Source organism: Paraburkholderia dipogonis, assembly GCF_042680985.1.
Classification (GTDB): Bacteria; Pseudomonadota; Gammaproteobacteria; order Burkholderiales; family Burkholderiaceae; genus Paraburkholderia; species Paraburkholderia phytofirmans.
On sequence record NZ_JBHUFR010000007.1, the window covers coordinates 157036 to 178040 of the forward strand.

A 21005-nucleotide genomic window follows, 5' to 3' on the forward strand; every position below is an offset into this window, starting at 1 on the left:
AAACAGTCACACAATGAGGCACTCGCGAGATTCAATTGAAGGCTCGCGACCGATTTCGCGGCGTACAGGCCAGCGTACACAAGAGGATGAGTTTCCTATCGCAGCGTTGCCTCAAAGAACCGCACGACGTCGGCGTTGAATTGCTCATGAAACGCCTCGCGGTCGAAGCCCGGCAGGCTGTTGCAAATTTCCGGCCGTAGCCTGGAAAGACGCGCGTCGCAGGGTGGGAGGAAGTCGTAGTGGCCTGCGTTGGCAACGACGTGATATTCGGGGGCGAGGGGCAAGTCGTCGCGCACGGCCTCGTCATAGTAGGGATGCGGCTGATGGCTATCGTCGGCAGCGCTCCAGAGTTGGACCGGGACGCGAACACCGCGCAGTCTTACGGGTCCGAACGCAAACCCGAACGCGGGCGCGGCGACGACAACGGCCTTGATGCGCGGATCGTGGACCCAGGCGTCGGCGGGGACACTCGCGCCGATATGGAGATCGACGCCGGCATGCTTGAGAGCTTCACACAGATCGTGATCCGGATGAGCCTCGCAAAACGGGGCGATTGTCGAAAGATCCGGGACACCGCCTGCTGCCACGAGCACGGTGAAGCCACCGTTAGAAAAGCCAAACGCACCGACGCGCGCCGCGTTCAATTGTGCGTGCCCGCGCCACTTGTCGAGCATGTAATCGACCAGCGCGTGAAGGTGGGCAGGACGGCGCCAGAGCTGCAGAACCCGGCTCTGATCATCGAAAGTGTCGCCGGCGTGACTCACCGCTGCCACGACGAAGCCCGCATGAGCCAACGCGAGCGCCGTATCGTAATGCCCGCCGTACCAGCTTCCGCCGCCGTGCGACATCACCACGAGCGGGAAGTGTTTGCCAGTGATCGGCGCGTCCGCCGCCACAGTCTGAGCGAAATTGCCCAAGACGTGTGACGTCGCCGTCGCATCGGTCGGATACCAGATGCCGGCAATGAGCGGCGGCTCAGCGCCATTCGGTATCTTGACCTCCTCAAAGCCGACATTCGCCGCGAAGACGGGCGTGACCAACAGACCCAGAAGCAGGGTGACAATGGCCAGCAATCTCACGGCGGTTTGCGTCATTGTCGTCACTCAAACAAAATTGGACAAAGTAGGCAGGGAGAAACAAGCAGGACACATCGGTCGTATTGCGCCCATTTTCCAGCCAATAGCAGGCTTGTCGGCGACTCACACGCCACATGCATCACCGGGACACGCGCGTGGGCTCCTCAGCCCTTCAACGGCAACCAGATCTCAAGTCCACCCATCCCGCTGACGGGATCGAACTTCTCGTCATACCGCTCGAAATTCGGCGCATCGGCAGGAATATGTCCCGATGCCGGGAGCCACTGATTCCAGATCGTATTCCAGGTGCGCCGAATGGTTGAAACATGCTCGCGATGACTAAACACCGCATACCGTTGCGGCGAAATACGCAAACGGCTCAGCTCAACAGGCAACGCCGAGAAGTCGCTGACTTCGACACCGCACAGATAATCGACGTTGCCACTGTCGTCCGCGTTATAGCAAACGCCATACGCCACATTGCCGACCTGCCCCGGCACTTTGCCGAAGTAGTCGCCAAAGCGCTGCCACTGCGAAGGAATCGCGGCACAGGTTTCGCTGGTGTAGCGCTCGCTCAGGCCCGCGACGAGAAACGCTTTGCCGTCTTCAAAGCGCGGCGGTTCGAGATGGGTAAGGAGAGTTTCGTCCATTTTGATCGGCTCCACGAGGGCGAGATTGTCGAGATGGCCACGCGCGCGCAGCGCGTCGGGCGTAAGCCCGAATTGCTCGCGAAACGCGCGCGTGAATGCCTCGTGAGAACCGTAGCCGGCGTCGATGGCGACCGCGAGGATATCGGGCGCGCCACTCGCCAACCGACGCGCCGCTTCGCTCAAGCGACGCCCGCGCACATAGCGCATCACCGAAAACCCGGTGGCCGCTTCGAAGGCGCGCGCCAGATGAAAACGCGACACGCATCCGCAGTTGGCGATGTCGTCGAGCGTCAACTCATGGGCAAAGTGGCTTTCGATAAACCACAGCGCTTTTCCGACCGGGTTCATTTGGGCTCTCATGTCAGCATGGAACCAGCATAGCGAGCGCCGACGCGAGGTGTTTGATCGGGATTGCGGTTTTGCGGAAACGCGTTCAGTAGTTTTCGGTCGCGGCTTTGTTGCCCGTGGCGGTGGAATGTTCATCCGCTGCCGCCGTGTTGTGACCGTGAGCGTCTTCATGCGCACCCGCACTACCTGCGTGCCCCGTGCGCAATAGCAAGCCGCCTAGAATCCCCGCCACCGCCGCAAAAATTGCCCCAAACAAAAACGCGACGTGATACCCGCTATTCAATGCAGCCACGGCATCTCCAGACGACGCCTGCACCGCCTCGCTTCGCGCGGCGGCAAGACTCGCCAACACCGCAAGCCCAAGCGCGCCACCCATCATGAACGAAGTATTGACAATACCCGACGCAAGCCCCGAATCGGCCGGATCGACATCGCTCATGGCGGCTAGCAGCATCGGATTAAACGCAATACCCGCGCCGAAGCCGAGCAGAATCATCCCCGGCATGACATCGAGCACAAAACTGCCGCCAACCGGCGCGCGAGCGAACAACGCGAGACCGCAAGCCGCGACCAGCAACCCCGCGGCCAGCGGAACGCGCAGTCCGAAGCGCATGACCACCCGCGCCGACAGCCCGAGCGAGAAGAACCCCATGATCAGATTAGCGGGCAGGAACGCAAGTCCGACCTGCAGCGGCCGATAGCCGAGCACACGCTGCAAATACAGCGCGGAGATAAAGAACCAGGCAAACATCGCCGCCGCCCACAGCACGCCGACCACATTCGCCGTCGCCACATTGCGCAAGCGGAACAGACCCAGCGGCATCAACGGATGCTGCACGCGCGACTCGATCACCAGGAACACGGCCAGCAGCGCCAGCGCCGCAAACAGCAAACCGAGCGTCTGCGCCGAAGTCCAACCTGCCTCATTACCATTCACCACTGCGTACACGGCCAACATGAGCGAGACCGTGACGGAGACCGCGCCGGCCACATCGAGCCGCTCGCCGTGCGCATGACCGCGCGCGGACGGCAACAGCGCGACACAGAGCGCGTACACGGCAATACCAATAGGCAGATTGACGAGAAAGATCCAATGCCAGCTCAGCAGATTGGTGAGCAGCCCGCCGAGCAACACGCCGATGCTGCCGCCGCCCGCGCACACAAACCCGTACACGCCCATGGCTTTCGCGCGCTCGCCGGGTTCGGTGAACAGATTCATGATGAGCGACAGCGAAACCGCCGAGACGATGGCGCCCGCTACACCTTGAACCGCACGCGCACACACCAGCAGCCCTTGTGAGTTCGAAATCCCGCAAGCAAGCGACGCCAGCGTAAACAACGTGATGCCGATAAGAAACAGCTTGCGATGCCCATACAGATCGCCGAGCCGCCCACCCAGCAGGAGGCAACCGCCGAACGTCAGCATGTACGCATTCACCACCCACACGAGCGACGTTTCGGTGAACCCAAGATCCGCAGCGATGGACGGCAGCGCGACGTTCACGATCGTCGTATCAAGCACGATCATGAGCACGCCGAGGCACAGCACGATCAGTGCGAGCCAGCGCTTGTTACCGTGGATAGAATGGGTCATGCGGGCGACTCCTTAGGCATGGTCGATGGGATGCCGAACATGCCGCGGCTGAAGCAGATGCCGCGCCAGAAAAATGTGGGCGCAGTCCAGACCAACCGTTTGGCAACTCGTTGACGACAATGGGATTTGTCAGTCTAGCACCCGCGAATTTCGACCTACAACTACGAGTTCCAGGTCGGCGCGACTCTCAATCGCCGCCGAGCAACTCGTACTTGCCGCCACGCTCCAGCGCGCGCTGATACGCCGGCCTCGCATGAATGCGCTTCAGGAAATCGGCCACGGCCGGAATCTGGCCTTCCATGCCGCCGCGCGCCGTGCCGGCTTCGAGCGGGAAACTCATCTGCACGTCCGCCGCCGTGAAGTCGTTGCCGACGAACCAGCCGGTCTTGCTCAACTCCTGATTGATATAACCGAGGTGCAGCTTCAACTGCGGATCGATGAAACTCGATTGCAGCGTGCCGGCGATCTTGCGCGCAATCGGCTTTGCGAAAAACGGCATCGGCGCGCTGGCAATGCGCAGCGCCACGAGCTTGAGCAGCAGCGGAGGCATCGCCGAACCTTCCGCATAGTGCAGCCAGTATGTGTAGCGCAGTCGCTCCGGCGTGCCCGGTGCCGGCGCAAAACGTCCCTGCCCATATTTGCCGATCAGATACTCGATGATCGCGCCCGACTCGGCGATCGTCTGACCGTCGTCGGTAATCACGGGCGACTTGCCGAGCGGATGCACCGCGCGCAACTCGGGCGGTGCAAGCATGGTCTTCGGGTCGCGCTGGTAACGCTTGATCTCGTAAGGAACGTCGAGTTCTTCGAGCAGCCACAGCACACGCTGCGAGCGGGAGTTGTTCAGATGATGGACGATCAGCATGGGTCGAGTGACGGTGGCCAGTGGAGTGTCACATCATAAGGACGTTGCGCAGAGGCGGGCCTCTAGTCGCACCTCACACGCGTGATTTGCCGCCCATCAACTGATTCGACGGCAGCGTTTCGTCGAGCAGCTTGCGCGCGCTTTCGATGCCGGCCACCGGCAGTCCCTCGGGGTTCAGCAAGCCCACCTGAACCAGCACGGAAGCCTGATCCCAATAGATGTGCTCGTTATAGAGCTTGTCGCCTCGGAAACAAACGACCGCCAGCATAGGCACCTCGAAATACTTACCGGTCGGCGCGACGCCGGGCAGCAACCAGTCGATTTCGCAGCTATGCGTGCAGCTGAAAATGAATTCATCGACGATGCGATCCGCGCCGATGGTGCGCGAAATCGGAATCAGCTTCGTATCGACGGGATTCGAGTTGACGAAGTGATGCGTATAGAAACGTTTCAGATTGTCATGACCGACTCCACCAGTCATGGTCGGAACGTGATTGACGTAGGGTTGCGCGACCATGGTCGGCATGACGGCATCCACGTCGCGCGTGGCGAACTCGTAATAGCAATGCGCTTCCCACAGCGCGTTGAGATCGTAGACCGGGCCGAGCACCTTGCGCAGCAGCGCGAGCGTGCGCGAATACGCCATCATCGCGGCGGGTTTGTCGTATTGCGGGCGCGACGGCGCGGCGAACGCATGATCGCAACCCGGGTACACGTATTGCTCGATTTGCGGCCGCGTGCGCAAGGCGGCGCTGATCCGTTCGCGGGTTTCCGCCGGACAATGCGAGTCGTTTTCGGGGAAATGAAACACCATCGGGCAACGAATTGCCGGTACTTCATCCAGATAGGCTTCGAGGCCGACGCCGTAGTAGCTGACCGCGCAGTCGACATCGGTTCGTGCGGCGCTCAGGAACGCGAGCTTGCCGCCGAGGCAGTAGCCCACGGTGCCGACTTTGCCGGCCTGTTCAGGCATGGCACGCAATGCGGCGAGGGTGGCCGCGATATCGTCGACGGCCAGATCCGTATCGAACTGGCCGAGATAGTCGAGTGCCTGTTTCATGTCGGCTTCGCCATAACCGAGCACGATGCCCGGTTTGATCCGCCAGAACAGATCGGGCACCAGCACCACATATCCTTCTTCAGCAAAGCGATCGGCCAACGCCTTCATCGTGTCGTTGATGCCGAAAATTTCCTGCAGGAGCACGAGTCCCGGGCCCGACCCTTGCGCGGGGCGCGCAACGTAGGCATTGAAACGGCCGCCATCCTGGGCGACGACTTCGATGAAAGAGGCGGCCATGCGGTGTGTCTCCATGCAGATAATCTGAGCTATGCCATGGTACGCAACTCGAAACGTTTGAGCTTGCCGGTTTCGGTGCGCGGCAATGAATCGACAAAAACGATGACACGTGGATATTTATACGGCGCCACGCTATTTTTCACGAATTCCTGCAGTTGCGCGACAAGTTTGTCGTCGCGCTCGTACCCGGGATTCACCACGACGAAAGCCTTGACGATCTGCCCGCGGGTTTCCTCGGGCACGCCGATCACGCCGCATTCGGACACCGCGTCGTGTTGCAACAGGACGCTCTCCACTTCGGGGCCGGAGATGTTGTAGCCGGCGGAGACGATCATGTCGTCGGCGCGGGCCTGGTAGAACACGTAGCCGTCTTCGTCGAGATAGACGGAATCGCCTGGCAAGTTCCAGCCGTCCCGCACGAACTTCTTTTGCCGCTCGTCGGCGAGATAGCGGCAGCCGGTCGGGCCGCGCACCGCCAGTTTGCCGATCGTGCCCGGCGCGACCGGTTGCATGTCGTCGTCCACGGCCTGCACGGCGTAACCTGGCACCGCGCGGCCGATGGCGTTCGGGCGAATCTCGTCGCCCTGCGCCGAAATGAAAATGTGGATCAACTCGGTGCCGCCAATACCGTCGATCATGTCGATGCCGGTCGCGTCGCGCCATAAACGCCGCGTGGAATCCGGCAACGCCTCACCTGCCGACACGGTTTTCTGCAACGAAGAGACATCGTGCTGCGCAACCAGCGGCGCCATTTGCCGATAGAAGGTCGGCGCGGTGAACATGACGGTCGCATGAAAACGTTCCACAGTCTGCAGCAAAGTCTCGGGCGTGAGCTTCTCGATCAGCACCGTGGACGCGCCCACTCGCAACGGAAAACACAGCAAGCCGCCGAGTCCGAACGTAAATGCGAGCGGCGGCGTGCCGCAAAAGATATCGCTCGACGTAGGTTCGAGCACGTGACGCGGAAACAGATCGCACATGGCCACGACATCGCGATGAAAGTGCATGCAGCCTTTCGGGGCGCCGGTCGTGCCGCTGGTGAAGGCGATCAGGCAGACGTCGTCGGCGGCTGTGTCGCACGCGGTGAAGTGGTCGGGCTTGTTGATCGCGAGCGTGTCGAGTGAATCAGGGGCGTCGTCGTGGAAGAGGCGGGTTTGCTTCAGGCCCGCGCAGTGAAATTCGTCTTCTGGATCGCTGCAGCGTGCGAGTTCGGCCGTCAAGCGCGCGTCGCACAACGCCGCGCTAACTTGCGCCTTCTCGATGATCTGCTTCAGCTCCTTGGCTCGCAGGAGCGGCATGGTCGGCACCACGACGAGCCCGACCTTCAGCGCCGCGAGTGCGGTCACGGCCATATGCAGCGTGTTCGGGCCGCGCAGTAAAACGCGGTTGCCGGGCTGCAGTCCCATTTCGTCGACCAGCACGTGCGCGCTGCGATTTACCAATGCCAGCAGCTCGCCGTAAGTGGTGGCGCGCGGTGTCCCGTCGACATCGGACCAGATCGCGGGATCATCACGGTGGCCCGCGTCGATGGTTCTGTCGAGCAACTCCGTCGCGCAGTTCAAGCGCGCCGGGTAAGCGACGTCCGGGTTGTCGAGCAGAAAGACGGGCCATTGATCCTGCGGCGGAAGATTGTCGCGCGCGAAGGTATCGACGTGTGCTGACGGTTCCATCATGGTCTCCCGGGCGTTGAGCCGGCTGAATGCGCTTCGGTTGGCTTGGTGGCTTTTTGAATGTGCTGCGCTACTGCGGAATCACCGCAGTCCCTTCAATTTCAACCTTCGCTTCGTCTTCGATCAGCGCGACCACCTGCACCGCGCTCATCGCAATGTCGTAGTCGCCGATCAACTCGCGAAATGCGCGGCCGATGTCTTTCAACGACGCGAGATACTCGCGTTTGTCGGTGACATACCACGTCAATCGCACCAGATGCTCAGGCTTGCCGCCCGCTTCATGCAAAACGGCGAGCACGTTCTTGAGCGCCTGGATGGCTTGCGCGGCGAAGTCGGTGGTCTGGAAACGCGCCTGTTCGTCCCAGCCGATCTGACCGGCAATGAACACCTGCGTGCCGATTGCCGCGACGCCGTTGGCGTAACCACGCGGCTTGACCCAGCCGGCGGGAAGAAGAGCTTTTTTCATGAGCGATGCGCCTCAGTGGAGTCCGGCTGTGGGGCAAACGCCGCGAGCGCGCTCGCGATGTCGGCGGGAATGTCGATGGATGTGCCGCGCTCGAGCGATGTCGTGACGAGCACCTGTTTCGCGCGAAACCGGGTTTCGCCGTTGCAATGGCCGGCGATATCGATGCTGATCGAGCGGCGGCCGATTGCTGCCACGTTAAGTGTCAGCGTGATCGTTTCGCCCATCTTGCTCGGCCGCGAAAACTCGCAATCGAGTTTGACGATCGGCAAGCCGACACGGCGCTGCGAGATCATGTGCGCATAGTCGATATTCAGGCCTTCGTTGAACCAGTCTTCGACCAGCGCGTTGGTCATCACCAGATATTGCGGAAAGAACACGATGCCCGCCGGATCGCAGTGCGAGAAGCGGATGCGCACGGGCCGTTCGAAAGACGCGCTCATTGGGCGTTGTCTCCGGCAGACGCGGCAGCGTGCGCTTTCAACACATCGCGTCCGATAATCAGTTGCTGCACTTCGGTCGCGCCTTCGTAAATGCGCAACGCGCGAATCTCGCGATACAGCATCTCGACAGCCGTGCCGCTTTGCACGCCCATGCCGCCAAAGAGTTGCACGGCGGCGTCGATCACCTGTTGCGCGCCTTCGCTTGCGTGCCACTTCGCCATCGCGGCTTCGCGCGTGACGCTTTCGCCTTGATCGCGCAGCCACGCGGCGCGGTAGACGAGCAACGCGCTGCTGTCGATGGTCAACGCCATTTGCGCGAGTTTGGCTTGCGTCAGTTGAAAATCGCCGAGTGTCTGCCCGAACATCTTGCGCGATGCGGCGCGCGAAATACCTTCGGCCATCGCATGACGCGCGAAGCCGAGCGATGCTGCCGCCACGGACGTGCGGAAAATATCCAGCGTGCGCATGGCGAGCTTGAAACCTTCGCCGGGCGCGCCGAGCATCTGGCTGCGCGGCACGCGTGCGCCGGCAAAGTGCAAACGCGCGAGCGGATGCGGCGCGATCACGTCGATGCGTTCAGCGATCTCCAGTCCCGGCGTGTCCGCATCGACGATGAACGCGCTGATGCCGCGCGCGCCCGGCGCTTCGCCGGTTCTTGCGAACACCACGTAGAAATCGGCGATGCCGCCGTTGGAAATCCACGTCTTGTCGCCGTCAAGAACGTAGGCGTCGCCGTCCTCGCGCGCTGAGAGCGCCATGGCGGCGACATCGGAGCCGGCTTCGGGTTCGGATAGCGCGAACGCTGCGAGCGCCGTGCCGTTAGCGACGCGCGGCAGATAGCGGGTCTTTTGTTCGTGCGTGCCGCCAAGCGAAATGGCGCCCGAACCGAGTCCCTGCATCGCCAAAGCGAAGTCCGCGAGTCCGGAATGTTTGGCCAGCGTTTCGCGCAGCAGGCAAACGGCGCGCGTGTCGATCGTGTCGCCGTGGCCGCCGTACGCGACGCCGCCCACGCCATATTTCAGCCAGCCCGCCGCGCCGAGTTCACGCACCAGGTGACGGCAGGTTGCGTCGACGTCCTTGTGGTCTTCGTGCTTCAACTTCTCGCGGCACCATGCTTCGATACCCGCGGCCAATTCGCGATGACGCGGCTCGAAGAACGGCCACGCGAGCGCGCTATGCAGATCCAGTTCGCTGTTGGCGCTCAACTCAATCTCCTTCGAACACGGGACGTGACTTCGCGGCAAACGCGCTGTACGCGCGCTCGAAATCGCGTGTGCTCATGCAGATGGCCTGGGCTTGCGCCTCCGACTCGATCGCTTCGTCGATACTCATGCTCCATTCCTGATGCAGCATCTTCTTGGTGATGCCGTGCGCGAAAGTCGGGCCGGCGACGAGATCGGCGGCGAGCTTGTGCGCTTCTTCAAGCAGCGCTGCCGGTTCGCATAGCTGGTTGTAGAAACCCCATGCGTGGCCTTCTTCGCCGCTTGCCGAGCGTCCGGTGAAGAGCAGTTCGGCGGCGCGCCCCTGGCCGATGATGCGCGGCAGAATCGCACAGGCGCCCATATCGCAACCGGCGAGACCGACGCGCGAGAACAGGAAAGCGAGCTTGCTGCGCGCGGTGCCGAGCCGCATATCGGACGACATGGCGAGAATCGCGCCGGCGCCGGCGCAGACGCCGTCGACCGCGGCAATCACCGGCTGCGGGCAATGGCGCATGGCTTTCACCAGATCGCCGGTCATGCGCGTGAAGAGCAGCAGTTCCGGCATCGGCAAATCGATCAGCGGCGCGATGATGTCGTGCACGTCGCCGCCGGAGCAGAAGTTGTCGCCCGCGCCGTGAATCACGACTGCTTTGACGTCGGTCGCATAGGTCAATTGCCGGAACAGGTCGCGCAACTCCGCGTACGACTCGAAGGTCAGCGGATTCTTGCGCTCGGGGCGATTCAGCGTGATCGTCGCGACCTTGTCGGCGACCGACCAGCCGAAGTGCCGTGCTTCGTAGCCGGCTAGCGTGATGCGATTGCCGGCCAGCAGGGCGTCGGCGTTGGATCGTGTCATGAGTCTCTCTCCGCGGTTCGATGCCGATCAGTCTTTCAGACTGTCGAGCAGATGTTGCTTGAGTTTGCCGAGGCGCTGATGCGTGCGCGATTTTTCATCGAGGCTCAGGCCGCCGAACAGTTCGACCACCCATTGCTCGTGCGCGGTCGCCATCTTGTCGAACGCTTTGCGTCCCGCCGGCGTCAGGCACACACTGATCGAGCGCCGGTCGTTCGGATCGTTGTCGCGTGACACCAGGCCTTCTTTTTCGAGCTGATCCGTAATGCCGGTGATGTTGCCGCCCGTCACCATCAAACGGCGCGACAGTTCGGTCATCTTCAGGCCTTCGGGATGACGCTCCAACTGCGCCATCAGATCGAAACGCGGCAACGTGGTGTCGAATTCGTTGCGCAGCCGTTTGCGCAGTTCGGCTTGCACGAGGTTGGTCGTCGTCAGCATGCGCAGCCACAAGCGCAGGCCCATGTGACTATCAGCGCCCGTGCTCATTTCGAGGTCCACGACGTTCTCCGCGGGTTTAGGTACGCCCTTGCGCGGCGGTTTCGTATCAGCCGCCGCCGTAGGCTTCTTGATGTTCGATGACTTGGTCACATCACTTCTCCACCAGAGATGGAAATGGATTGCCCCGTGACGGCATCCGAGCCGGGTTGGCAGAGCCACAGCACCGCGTTGGCGACCTGTTCCGGACTCACGAAGCGATGTTGCGGATTCGAGCGCAGCAAGGTTTCGCGCGCCTGCTGTTCGGTGCGCGAGGTCTTGCTGGTGATCTGTTCAAGCGATGCGTGCAGCAGTTCGGTTTCGGTGTAGCCGGGGCACACGGCGTTGACGGTGACACCCTTCGTCGCGACTTCCAACGCGAGCGATCGCGTAAGACCGATCACGCCATGTTTCGCGGCGCAATAGGCCGCGACGTACGCGTAGCCGATTTGGCCGGCCGTGCTGGCCACATTGACAATGCGTCCGTGGCCGCGTTCGAGCATGCCGGGCAGCGCCGCGCGCGTGCCGAGAAAAACGCCGGTGAGGTTCACGTCCAGCATGCGCTGCCAGAGCGCCATGTCGGTATGCGTGAACGGCGCGGCTTGCGCCTGGCCCGCGTTGTTGACGAGGATGTCGATTGCGCCGGCCTCGGTGAATGCACTCGCGACGGAGTCTTCCTGCGTCACGTCGACGCTGATGCAAGCCACGTCGCCCAGTGCCCGGCATTTCTCACGCTGCACGTCGAGCCGTTCCGCGTTGCGGCCCATCAACGTGACGCGCGCGCCGGCGCGTAGCAGAACTTCCGCGACGGCGGCGCCTATGCCGCTGCCGCCGCCGGTGACGACCGCGTGCTGTCCCGCGAGTGTCGAATTGAGTGTGTTCACACGGTTCCTTCGGCGCGTTGCGCGCGTTCTTGCGGCGAGAGCCCCGCGTTCGCGGCGGCTTGGGCGCGCTCGCGTTCGAGGTTGCGTTCGAGTTGAGACTTGGCCGCGGTGTAGGGGTTCGGCCACATCACGTCGAAGTACCCAATCTTGGCCGCTTCGTTCAACGTCCACGAAGGATTCGCCAGATGCGGGCGCGCAATCGCGCACAGATCCGCGCGGCCTGCAGCGATGATGCTATTCACGTGATCCGCTTCGGAGATCGCGCCGACCGCGATCGTCGCGATGCCTGCTTCGTTGCGCACGCGGTCGGCAAAGGGCGTCTGGAACATGCGTCCGAATACCGGCTTTTCTTCCTTGCTGACCTGGCCCGACGACACATCGATCATGTCGGCGCCGGCTGCTTTGAAGGCTTGGGCGATCTTGACCGCGTCGTCCGGGGTCGTGCCGCCTTCGACCCAATCGTTCGCGGAGATGCGCACGGAAATCGGCTTGTCTTGCGGCCAGACCGCGCGAATCGCCTTGAAAACCTGCAACGGATAACGCAGACGATTTTCCAGCGAGCCGCCGTATTCATCAGTGCGATGATTGGTGAGCGGCGACAGAAAGCTCGACAGGAAATAGCCGTGCGCACAATGCAATTCGAGCCAGTCGAAACCGGCTTCGGCTGACATTTGCGTGGCGCGGACGAACTGTGCTTCGATTTCGCGTAACTCGTCTTGTGTGGCTTCGCGCGAATGCTGGCTGACGCCACGCAGATATTGTTGCGGCGATGCCGAGAGGAGCGGCCAGTTGCCTTCCGCGAGTGGCTGATCGATGCCTTCCCACGAGACACGAGTCGAGCCTTTGGCGCCGGAATGGCCGAGCTGAATGCCGATCTTCGCATCCGACTGACGATGCACCAGGTCGACGATGCGCTTCCATGCAGTGAGATGCTCGGGCGCATACATGCCGGGACACGCGGGCGTGATGCGCGCTTCGGGCGAGACACAGGTCATTTCGGTCATGACCAGCCCTGCGCCGCCCATGGCGCGCGCGCCGAGGTGCATCAAGTGATAGTCGCCCGCAATGCCGTCGACGGCGGAGTATTGCGCCATCGGCGACACGACCACGCGGTTTTTCAGCGTGACGCCTCGCAACGTGAAGGGCGTGAACATGGGCGGCACGGAGTGCTTCTCCGGCGCGCGATTCACGCCGGAGCGCTGGGCGAGCCAGTCTTCGAAACCGGACAGATACTGCGCGTCACGTTCACGCAGATTCTCGTGCGAGATGCGCTGCGAGCGCGTGAGCAGCGAATACGCGAACTGTTCCGGCTCGAACGAGGTATAGCGGTCGACATGCTCGAACCATTCCGTCGAATTGCGCGCCGCGTTCTGAATGCGCAATACGTCGATGCTGCGCACGTCGGTGTAGTGCTTGAGCGCAGCCGCAAGGTCACCGGGATGCGCGCCCATGCTGTTGGCGAGTTCGATCGAATCTTCAAGCGCGAGCTTGGTGCCCGAGCCGATCGAAAAGTGAGCGGTATGGGCGGCGTCGCCCATGAGGACGATCGGCGTCTGCGTACCGTCGGCGTTATTGCGCCAATGTACCCATTCGTCGTTGACGACACGCGGGAAACGAATCCATTGTGACGAGCCGCGCAAATGCGCCGCGTTCGAGAGCAACGCGTTGCCGTCGAGATACTTCGCGAACAGCTTTTCGCAGAACGCGATGCTGTCTTCCTTGCTCATTTCGTCGAGGCCGGCGGCGCGCCAGACGCGCTCCGGGGTTTCGACGATAAACGTGGAGGTCTGATCGTCGAAGCGATAAGCGTGCGCCTGGAACCAGCCGAATTCGGTTTCTTCGAAAGCGAAGGTGAAGGCGTCGAAGAGTTTTTTAGTGCCGAGCCAGACGAAGCGGCAATCGCGCATGTCGATGGCGGGCCGATAAGTGGCCGCGTACTTTTGACGGACCGCGCTGTTCGCGCCGTCGCACGCGATGATCAAGTCGGCTTCGTAGACGCTGTCGTCCGTGACCTGGGTTTCGAAAACCAGCTTGACGCCGAGTTCTTCGCAGCGCGCCTGCAGGATGTTCAGCAGACGCTTGCGGCCGATGCCGCAGAAGCCGTGACCCGACGAACGGATTTGCCGGCCGCGGAAATTGATCTCGATGTCGTCCCAGTGATTGAAGGCGTCGAGGATGGCGTCGGCACTGGGGGCGTCGGCGGCGCGCAGATTGCCGAGCGTCTGGTCGGAGAACACGACGCCCCAGCCGAATGTGTCGTACGGACGGTTGCGCTCGACGACCGTGACATCGTAGGCCGGGTTCCGGCTTTTCATCAAAAGCCCGAAATACAGGCCGGCCGGGCCGCCACCAATGCAAACGATGCGCATGCTTGTTCCCCATGTGTGAACGCTGCTGATGTGGGTAATTTAGGCTTCGATAGTTTAGATGTCAAGTAAATATGGCTGTGCGAGGGTGGTGGGCGCGATCAGTGATTGATCGGAAGAAACAGAGTCGGGCGGCAGAACCGCGACCTCAGACCGAAAGTAAAAAACGGACACTTCGAAGTACGGCTGTTATCGAAGTTTTGCCGAAGTTGTCTATCAGACACGGTTGTTGTCGGACTGCGCGCGTGAGATGCCAGCCTCCCGCCGCACCACAACTTGCAAACGTGCATTATCGAGCAGTAACGTAGCGCGAAAATGGCTTGTGCAGGGATAAAAACGAGCTATACTGAGCAAGATAGTGCAATATGAAGCGATGAGCGAGCCGAGCTCCATACCGACGTGTCGCTCGCCTGCAACTCACTGACAGGAGATTTTCTTTGAACGAACTCATTCAGGACGCTCACGCGGTCCTGCTCCCGGCGTTTGCGGGTCTCGAACTTGACGACGCCGTCTTGCGTTATCTGGACAATGGCGGGGTTTCCATCCTCCTGGGCGAAAGCCGGGACGAGTATGTCGCTCGGTCCATGAGTAACGAACGGCGTATGACCGAAACGGCCGAGCAATTCGAAAGCGTCGTCGACCTTGCGCGACGACACGCGGGCGGCGCTGTCATCGCTGCTATCGACCAGGAGCTCGGTGGCATTCAGCGTCTTCATCGGCTTGCGCCCGCTCTGCCTGACTTTAAGACCGCACGTGAGCTGTCGGCGGAAGAAATCGCCAGGCAGTCGTTTGAAGTAGCCAAGGCGGCGCGCGGTCTAGGTGTCAATCTGTTTCTGGCGCCGATCGTCGACGTTGTGTCTGGTGTCAACCCATGGCTCGAGGGGCGCAATCTCGGCGTCGACCCGGCCGAAGTGAGCCGGATCACATGCGCGTTTGTGCGCGGTATCCAGGCGGCCGGCGTCGCGGCGACAGCCAAGCACTTCCCTGGTCATCCTGTTACCGAACTCGATCCGGCGCTCCATGCCGCGGTAGTCAACGCCACTCGAGAAGACCTGCTACCGACAATCGAAGTGTTCGGGGATGTCATCAGCGCTGGTGTCAGGGCCGTAATGGCAGGCCCCGCGTTGGTCCCTGCCGTGGACGCCGAAGAACCATCCAGTACGTCTCCTCAAACGTTGTCGTTCCTGCGTGGGAAGCTTGCTTTCGACGGCCTGATTATCTCGGACGATCTGGACGCGCCGGGCATTCTGCGCGGGCGAACAGTCGAGGCGGCAGCGGTGGCATCGCTGGTCGCGGGCGCGGACCTGCTCCTGGTCTCGAGCCAGTCAGGTCTCGACGTAATCGTCCGGACGATAGTTGAGGCGGTGAAGAGCGGGCAGCTCGAACCGAAGCGCCTCGCTGAGGCGGCCCGGCGAGTGCGCTCATTAGCACTGGAGCTGGAAAATGACGGTGATGTTGGCATGAACAGCAAAAGAGGCAGCTAATCGCCATGAGTGAACTTTCCCGTCAGGTGCATGCAGTGCTGTTTCCGGTACTGGAAACACTCGAAATCGACGGCAATATCTGTCGCTTTCTTGATAGAGGTGGTCGCAGCCTTTTGTTTGGCGAGACAGGTGAGGAATATGTCTCTGGCCAGATGAGCGAGCAACGGCTCAGTCGAGAGACGGTTGAAGCCTGGCATAGTGCGATCGAGAAAGCGAAGGCGCGCGCGGGCAAGTTAATCCTGGCGGCCGACGCCGATATTGCAGCGGTACATCGGCTGCAAGGAGTCTCGGCAAAGTTGCCGTCTCGCGATGCTGCACAAAGAATGTCAGAGTTTGAACTGGAAGAAGTCTGTTTTGAAATGGCATGTGGAGTCACTAATGCCGGTATCAATCTTGCACTCTCACCTACGGCGGACGTGCTGACAGGAAGCAACCAGTGGCTCGAGGGGCGCACGTTAGCGGACGACCCGGAGACGGCGTCGCGAATGGTGCGGTCTTACATACGCGGCGCGCGCCGTGCGGGTCTGAAGACCACGTTAAAACACTTCCCCGGGCATCCGGTTTTGCGAGGCCATCCAGCGAAAGACGAAGCGACGGTGCCTGCATCTCTGGACGATCTGCGCGCTCAATGGGGTGCCTTTCGGACGGGAATTGAAGAGGGCGTCAGTGCAGTCATGATGGGGCCAGCACGCTTCGAGGCGTTCAAACCAGCGGTAGCTGGATCGCTATCGGCTGAACTCATCGCACTCTTACGCCGGGAGCTGCAGTTCGAAGGATTGGTGATGACGTGCGATCTTGATCATAAGGCCACCATCGGAAACAAGTCCGTCGGAAATGTTGCCGTTGAAGCGCTTGCGGCCGGTGCGGATCTGCTTCTGTTATCACCGAACGCGGTGCCTCACATCGACGAAGTAGCGACCGCCATCGTCAATGCTGTCCAGGGCGGCAAGCTTGATCCGTTGCGACTTGATGCAGCTGCCAACGCGGTACATCAACTGGCCGATTTCGGTCTGTGTAAATGACAGTGCGGGGAATTCCGCCATGAGAATTCCCCGGCTTGCCAAAGATCAATTGCATCTCTCTCCGCAAACACAGTCACTGATTGCGCGGAATACCTACCGGGACGCGACCAGAACTTGCAGCCCGCTATCGGCGAAAGCTTTAACCTGTTTTTTGGGGGCGTCGCTTTCGACGATGATTGTCGCGATGGCGTCAACGGACGTAACGTTGTGCGTCGCAACGCTCAACAACTTCTCCTTGGTGACGGCTATCGCGATCGTCCCGCTTCTGGCCACAACCGCCCGCTTGAATGACGCGTCTTCGAGGCTGAAGGCGGTTAGCCCTTCCTGCGGATCGATTGCGCAGGCACCCAGAAACGCAAGATCGAATGTCAGCCTCTGAATTGCCTCGACGGCGAGCACGCCAACGGTGCCACCTATCGTCTTGTCGATCTGCCCTCCCAATGTGATCAAGATCACGTTGTCTTTTTCAAGAAGCGCTGACGCAATGACCGGCGAGTTGGTGACCACCGTAAGGTTGAGATCCGCAGGAATCGCGTGCGCTATGGACAGGTTGGTACTGCCGGCGTCGATGAATATGCATTGGTTTTCACCGAGCAGCGACACGGCCGCAACCGCGAGAGCGCCTTTCCGTTCCGGTTCCCGCTCCATTCGATGCTGCAGGCTTCCGCCATTGGGCGCAATGGCGACCGCGCCACCATAGACTCTTCGGCACGCCCCGCCTTTTGCGAGATCTGTGAGGTCGCGCCGAATGGTGTGTTCCGAAACACCGAATTCTGCGGCAAGGTCGGCGGCGAATACTTTTCCCTTGGATGCGAGCAATGCACGTATGTGCCGCTGACGCTCGTCGGGAAGGGCCTCGTAAGTAAGCATTGGCTATTCCGAAGAACAAACATAATGAGCAATAACGCGCATTATAGAGCGGAATATAGCGATCGCCGTGCTAAGCGGTCTATGGGCCAGAAGGCCGCACACTGCTACTTCTCGTTTTGTGTTTAGAACATTCGAATCTCGCCTGAGCTCAAATCTGCGTCGCATCCAGTCTTACGAATTTAACGAGTGCCGCCATCACGCCGACAAGTACAGCGCCTGCACCGATACAAACGCCAACTTCAATCGCGATGGGCAGTGACTTAAACAGGACCGCTATAGCGGACCCATTAACATAAAGACTTCCTGGCATGGCGGAACTCCTCATACAGATAGAGCAGGTGCGGATGCAAAAACAACGATGGGCATTCCTGCTCGCAACCTTTGGCTAACCCTGTCTATCTTATACGAATAAGTCAAATTAGAAAAATTAAACGTGCATGTGGTATTTCCGTCAGCCTTCGCCACCCCACACCATGGTCGACTGGTCGCCGGTCATGTACTCCCGTATCTCGAGTGGCAACGACTGGTCGCTAGGAAGTAGGACCGTTGCCTGGCGAAGATGTTTTTTTCGAAGCGAACCACGGTCCTGAAAGCACAAGGCAAGGCGTGTCGAGAAGGGTTGCCTGAAAGACGAAGAGGCTACACCCGTGACGACGCCGTAAAGAAAGCGGATCGGTCGTCTGTGCTGCGGCGTGAGGACGGAAAAAGTCATTTCGTTTTTCTGATGTCCTTCAAAGTCGATCATGAAGATCCGGTCGCCGAGCAAAAAGCAGAACCCATGATAGGTGAAGGAATACGCGACCTTGTTGGTGCTGTCCTGCAGCGGGAAACGCTCGACAGTCACATAACGCACGGACGAATCGTGTTCGTAGATGCAGGTAACGGAGCGCAGAATCCGCCCTTTGTAGATCGACGAGTTGTGATACCGGTGGTAGACACCGAGGAAGTCCTGCAGCGGCGCAACCGAAGATTTGATGAGCGGCAAGAACCTTACGAATTGCGGGGCGGACTTCAGGTCCAGCGGAAGTTCATATTCCAGGCCCTCATAGAAGCTCCGGAATTCCGCGGGCGCCAGAAACAGATCGCTCGGCTCCATCAGGAAGAACTTTGCTATCTTCAGAAGGACCTTCTGCGAAGGAACATGGTAGCCGGCAAGATACTTATTGAACTGCTGGCGATTTATGTTGAGCTTGCGGCAGAAGTCCGCGACAGAATCGAACGAAGCCACCAGCAGAGACAGGTTGGTGGCGAGATTTGCGAGGTCTTGCTGTCGATCCATGTCTTTGTATGCGTAGAGTTTCGGACTCTGCCGAATTGTTTAGCGGGAATGCCAAGCAAGCCGACGCCGGCCTCGCTGTGAATCGCCGGATGGTACGCGCTCGTCGGCTCCATGCCAACTGATAGAAACCCCGCAAAAACCACGTTGTTTTCAACGACGCGAGCCGTCACGGGCCGGCAAACCTCGGGGTGATTCAGTGTACTGCTTTCCGTGCGTCACAGTGCGTCTCGTTTGCGCCGTCTGCGAAATTGAGTCGGTTTTTTTAGTGGCAAATACTCCTCTCCAACGAGTAGGCAGTGACTTTAAGCGGATTGCCGCCCGAGACACTAAACCCGACGGAGACGAGATTGAAGCTAACGGGCGCACAGGTCATTGCGCAAGCAATGAAGAACTACGGCGTCCAGTACGTTGCCGGTGTGCCGGGCAGAGACTGCCTGCCGCTGCTGGACGCGTTTCTCGATGGCGGTAGGGAAATTCCGTTCATTCAGGTGATGCAGTCGAGGAGCGCCGTCCACCTTGCTGATGGCTTCCATCGTGCCTGCGGCTGCCCGATGGCGCTCATAGGAGGGGCAAGCGGGAATGACATGCCGATGCCTACCGATACCAATGTGATGGAAGCGCATTCCAGTGCGGCGTTGCTGATAGCCGGCCGCACCGCCGCCGATGCGGCGCAGCGCGCGGCGCAGTTGCCTGATGTGTTGCAGTCGGCGTTTAGCGTCCTGCTGGCGAGTCAGCCGAAGCCGGTGCAGATCCAAGTGCCTCTCGATGTTCAGTGCGAACTGTTCGATATCGATATGAACGCACTCCATGCACAGCAGGCGACGGAGCCGCCGACAGCGGATCATCGATTGATTGAAAAGGCCGTGGCGCTGCTTCTGTCTTCGATGAGACCGGCGATCTTTGTCGGGATCGAGACCCAGGCGGCCGAGGCGAAAGACGCGCTTCTCAAACTGGCAACCAGGCTCGGCGCGCCCGTTGTGACGTCGGCGAGCACCAAGGGAATCGTACCGGAAGACCATTCGGTGAGCGGCCTCTCTGCCGGGAGATTCGGCACCGGGGCCGGCAATTCGATTCTGGCGCGTGCCGACATGATTCTCGTCCTGGGCTGCAAGGAAGCCGACTGGGCCGGGGTTCCGGATGTGCCGCATGCAGCCGGCAGTTCGGATAAACGGACGCTGATCCGCGTATCGCTCGAACCTCCGCAGCACGATCAGACCTGGCAACTGGATATCCATGCCGATGTGTCCGGCGCGCTGCGCGACATGTCGGTTGCAATATCGCCTCAACGATCGCGGCGCGCATTGTCGCGGCACGAGAGTTGGCTCGCGACCGTCGAAGAGCTGAAGACGCGCTGGCTGCAACTCGTCGCGGTCCGCTCGGATGTTCTCAAGACGCCGTTCTCGGCTCAACGGCCGATCAGCGTGCTTCGGCAGGTCATGGAGCGGGACGGGGTTGTCGTGGCAGGACCCGGCACGGCATTGATGGCCGTTCAGCAGGTATTCCGCGCTTACCAGCCGCGTACGCAACTGACCTGCGCGAACTCACCCGTGGTCGGATGGGCGGTGTCCGCCGCCATCGGCGCAAAGCTGGCGGTGCCAGCAAAGGATGTCGTATGCGTGGTCGGCGACGGTGACTTTCTGCAGTCTCTTCCGGAGATGGCCGTTTGCGTGATGCACGGCTTGCCGCTGGTGTTCGTTGTTCTGAATAACTGCGGGCACATGTCGACTCGATTTCTCCAGCAAAAGCTGCTGGGGCGTCATGTCGGGTCTGAATTCAACATGCCCAACGGAAAGCCATATTCGCCGGACTTCTCCGACATCGCACGAAGTTTCGGACTGGAGTCCTGGCGCGTGGAGCACGAATCGCAACTCGAAAGAGCGTTGAGGGGCGCGTTGTCGAGTGGCGGACCGGCGCTCGTGGAAATTCTGACTGCTCGTGAAGACTACGCGTCGCTAGCAGGCTTGTGCGGAAGTCCTGGGCACTCAGGGGAAAAGAGTTCGATGCGCCGTCCAGAAGGGAGTGCTGTCGAGTGAACGTATCGAGCACTTCGGCAATGCCCGGGTCGAGCCCGCCGCGTTCCGTTTTTGGTTGATGTCTTACTACAGAGGCAAGGTTATGGAAGTGGATACGAGTCGCAGACTGAACGTATCTCTGAAGTCCGG

Annotated in this window: 18 protein-coding genes; 3 read left to right on the forward strand and 15 right to left on the reverse strand. The window is 60.6% G+C overall.

Annotated features, from left to right (window positions below; genetic code table 11):
• Positions 1-95: 95 nt before the first annotated feature.
• The 13 genes from ACFSNN_RS09475 to ACFSNN_RS09535 form a co-directional block, all read right to left on the reverse strand.
• On the reverse strand, positions 96-1094 hold the full coding sequence (locus ACFSNN_RS09475) for an alpha/beta hydrolase family protein (RefSeq protein WP_134460933.1): 999 nt from the start codon (positions 1092-1094) through the stop codon (positions 96-98).
• Between the two features lie 146 nt (positions 1095-1240).
• A complete protein-coding gene (locus tag ACFSNN_RS09480; RefSeq protein ID WP_134460931.1) occupies positions 1241-2074 on the reverse strand; it encodes an AraC family transcriptional regulator in 834 nt (277 codons plus the stop codon).
• Positions 2075-2159: 85 nt separating this feature from the next.
• Complete coding sequence (locus ACFSNN_RS09485) at positions 2160-3668, reverse strand: DHA2 family efflux MFS transporter permease subunit (protein WP_134460928.1); 1509 nt, start codon at positions 3666-3668, stop codon at positions 2160-2162.
• A 187-nt stretch (positions 3669-3855) separates the two neighbouring features.
• The gene (locus ACFSNN_RS09490) at positions 3856-4533 is read right to left on the reverse strand and encodes a glutathione S-transferase (RefSeq protein ID WP_134460925.1); all 678 of its coding nucleotides are present in this window, start codon (positions 4531-4533) and stop codon (positions 3856-3858) included.
• A gap of 73 nt (positions 4534-4606) precedes the next feature.
• On the reverse strand, positions 4607-5830 hold the full coding sequence (locus ACFSNN_RS09495; RefSeq protein ID WP_134460922.1) for a dienelactone hydrolase family protein: 1224 nt from the start codon (positions 5828-5830) through the stop codon (positions 4607-4609).
• A gap of 29 nt (positions 5831-5859) precedes the next feature.
• Positions 5860-7500, reverse strand: a complete 1641-nt coding sequence (locus tag ACFSNN_RS09500; RefSeq protein WP_134465513.1) for an AMP-binding protein — start codon at positions 7498-7500, stop codon at positions 5860-5862.
• A 70-nt stretch (positions 7501-7570) separates the two neighbouring features.
• Positions 7571-7966 (reverse strand): RidA family protein, encoded by a 396-nt coding sequence (locus tag ACFSNN_RS09505; RefSeq protein WP_134460919.1) that lies wholly within the window; start codon positions 7964-7966, stop codon positions 7571-7573.
• A complete protein-coding gene (locus tag ACFSNN_RS09510) occupies positions 7963-8406 on the reverse strand; it encodes an acyl-CoA thioesterase (RefSeq protein WP_134460916.1) in 444 nt (147 codons plus the stop codon). The genes ACFSNN_RS09505 and ACFSNN_RS09510 overlap by 4 nt, the downstream gene beginning before the upstream one ends.
• Complete coding sequence (locus ACFSNN_RS09515) at positions 8403-9611, reverse strand: acyl-CoA dehydrogenase family protein (RefSeq protein ID WP_134460913.1); 1209 nt, start codon at positions 9609-9611, stop codon at positions 8403-8405. The genes ACFSNN_RS09510 and ACFSNN_RS09515 overlap by 4 nt, the downstream gene beginning before the upstream one ends.
• Before the next feature lies 1 nt (position 9612).
• Positions 9613-10464 carry an enoyl-CoA hydratase family protein gene (locus ACFSNN_RS09520; protein WP_134460910.1) on the reverse strand — a complete coding sequence of 284 codons (852 nt, stop codon included), beginning with the start codon at positions 10462-10464 and terminating at the stop codon, positions 9613-9615.
• Positions 10465-10491: 27 nt separating this feature from the next.
• A complete protein-coding gene (locus tag ACFSNN_RS09525) occupies positions 10492-11052 on the reverse strand; it encodes a MarR family winged helix-turn-helix transcriptional regulator (RefSeq protein WP_134460907.1) in 561 nt (186 codons plus the stop codon).
• Positions 11049-11822 carry an SDR family NAD(P)-dependent oxidoreductase gene (locus ACFSNN_RS09530; RefSeq protein ID WP_134460904.1) on the reverse strand — a complete coding sequence of 258 codons (774 nt, stop codon included), beginning with the start codon at positions 11820-11822 and terminating at the stop codon, positions 11049-11051. Before ACFSNN_RS09530 ends, ACFSNN_RS09525 begins: the two co-directional genes overlap by 4 nt.
• Positions 11819-14191: a bifunctional salicylyl-CoA 5-hydroxylase/oxidoreductase gene (locus tag ACFSNN_RS09535; RefSeq protein ID WP_134460901.1), complete on the reverse strand. Its 2373-nt coding sequence runs from the start codon at positions 14189-14191 to the stop codon at positions 11819-11821. The genes ACFSNN_RS09530 and ACFSNN_RS09535 overlap by 4 nt, the downstream gene beginning before the upstream one ends.
• A 434-nt stretch (positions 14192-14625) precedes the next feature.
• Between ACFSNN_RS09535 and ACFSNN_RS09540 the strand changes: the two genes are divergently transcribed.
• Together ACFSNN_RS09540 and ACFSNN_RS09545 are read left to right on the forward strand one after the other, a co-directional pair.
• Complete coding sequence (locus tag ACFSNN_RS09540; RefSeq protein ID WP_134460898.1) at positions 14626-15672, forward strand: glycoside hydrolase family 3 N-terminal domain-containing protein; 1047 nt, start codon at positions 14626-14628, stop codon at positions 15670-15672.
• A gap of 5 nt (positions 15673-15677) precedes the next feature.
• Entirely contained in the window at positions 15678-16694 is a 1017-nt protein-coding gene (locus tag ACFSNN_RS09545; protein ID WP_134460895.1) for a glycoside hydrolase family 3 N-terminal domain-containing protein, read from the forward strand.
• Positions 16695-16787: 93 nt separating this feature from the next.
• Here ACFSNN_RS09545 and ACFSNN_RS09550 read toward each other — a convergent pair whose 3' ends face one another.
• Positions 16788-17564 carry a DeoR/GlpR family DNA-binding transcription regulator gene (locus tag ACFSNN_RS09550; protein WP_134460892.1) on the reverse strand — a complete coding sequence of 259 codons (777 nt, stop codon included), beginning with the start codon at positions 17562-17564 and terminating at the stop codon, positions 16788-16790.
• A 451-nt stretch (positions 17565-18015) separates the two neighbouring features.
• The gene (locus ACFSNN_RS09555) at positions 18016-18843 is read right to left on the reverse strand and encodes a helix-turn-helix domain-containing protein (protein WP_134460889.1); all 828 of its coding nucleotides are present in this window, start codon (positions 18841-18843) and stop codon (positions 18016-18018) included.
• A 347-nt stretch (positions 18844-19190) separates the two neighbouring features.
• Between ACFSNN_RS09555 and ACFSNN_RS09560 the strand changes: the two genes are divergently transcribed.
• Entirely contained in the window at positions 19191-20876 is a 1686-nt protein-coding gene (locus tag ACFSNN_RS09560; protein ID WP_134460886.1) for a thiamine pyrophosphate-binding protein, read from the forward strand.
• Positions 20877-21005 lie beyond the last annotated feature (129 nt).